Source organism: Pseudomonas sp. Pseusp97, from assembly GCF_047304025.1.
Lineage (GTDB): Bacteria > Pseudomonadota > Gammaproteobacteria > Pseudomonadales > Pseudomonadaceae > Pseudomonas.
The window spans coordinates 1-1,135 of sequence record NZ_JBGLYK010000441.1 but is presented as its reverse complement, the minus strand read 5'-3'; the positions used below and the strand labels follow the sequence as shown (position 1 = coordinate 1,135).

The window sequence follows — 1,135 nt, the reverse complement described above, 5'->3', positions numbered from 1 at the left end:
GACCAGCAGGCGCCCGCGCACGGCCGGCGCCTCGCCGCCCTGCTGGCGGTAGCGATGGGCAAGGTCGGCATCCACCCGCGCGGCGGCGGTCTGCATGGCCAGCTCGCGCAGCGCAGTGAGATTGGTCTGGCTGAAGAAGGCATCGATGGCCGCCCGGGCCTGCTCGGGCACGTAGACCTTGCCCTCGCGCAGGCGTTCCAGCAGCTCGCGCGGCGGCAGGTCCACCAACAGCAGTTCGAAGGCCTCCTGCAGCACCCAGTCGGGCACGGTTTCGCGCACCTGCACGCCGGTGATGTCGCGCACCTGGTCATTGAGGCTTTCCAGGTGCTGGACGTTGACCGTGGTGTAGACGTCGATGCCGGCGGAGAGCAGTTCCTGGATGTCCTGCCAGCGCTTGGCGTGGCGGCTGCCGGGGGCGTTGCTGTGGGCCAGTTCGTCCACCAGCGCGAGCGTCGGCGGATCGCCGAGCAGGCCGTCGAGGTCCATTTCCTCCAGGGTGATGCCGCGGTATTCAGAGCGCTTGAGCGCCTGCTGCGGCAGGCCGGCGAGCAGCGCTTCGGTCTCGGCGCGGCCGTGGGTCTCGACGACGCCGACACGCAGCTTGACGCCCTGGCGCAGCTGGCTCTGGGCGGCCAGCAGCATGGCGTAGGTCTTGCCGACACCCGGTGCGGCGCCGAGGAATACCTTGAGGCGGCCACGGCCCATGGCGGGCAGGTCGGCCAGCAGGGCGTCGGCGCGGTTGGGGTCGGTCATGGGACTATCCTCGGAGCGCGTTGGGCGCTCGTTTCAATGAGGGAGCGAGTTCACGGAAACCCTCTCCCCAGCCCTCTCCCGGGAGGGAGAGGGAGCCGTCCTCTGCCAATGGACGGCCCGCGTTCTTCCTCGTACCACGGCAGAGGTCGGTACTGGCGCTGGAGTCTAGCGAGGCAGGCTGGCCAGGGCCATGTTCAGCGCCAGCACGTTGACCACCGCGGGGCCGATCAGCGGGCGTTCGGTGTTGGCTTCCACCAGTTTCTCCAGGCTCGCGGCCGGCACGCCGCGCTCCAGGGCGATACGTGGCACCTGGTACAGCGCGGCGGCAGGCGGCAGTTGCGGGTCGAGGCCGCTGCCGGAGGTGGTGACCAGCGCCAGCGGC

General features: G+C 70.3%; 1 protein-coding gene and 1 pseudogene. Both read right to left on the bottom strand.

Annotated elements, in window-relative coordinates; genetic code table 11:
- A pseudogene (locus ACCC94_RS29740) lies at positions 1 to 753 on the bottom strand (histidine kinase); the annotation flags it as partial.
- 165 nt (positions 754 to 918) lie between these two features.
- Positions 919 to 1,135, bottom strand: a 217-nt coding sequence (locus ACCC94_RS29735; protein WP_413353176.1) for a potassium-transporting ATPase subunit C, incomplete at its 5' end; no start/stop codon positions are given.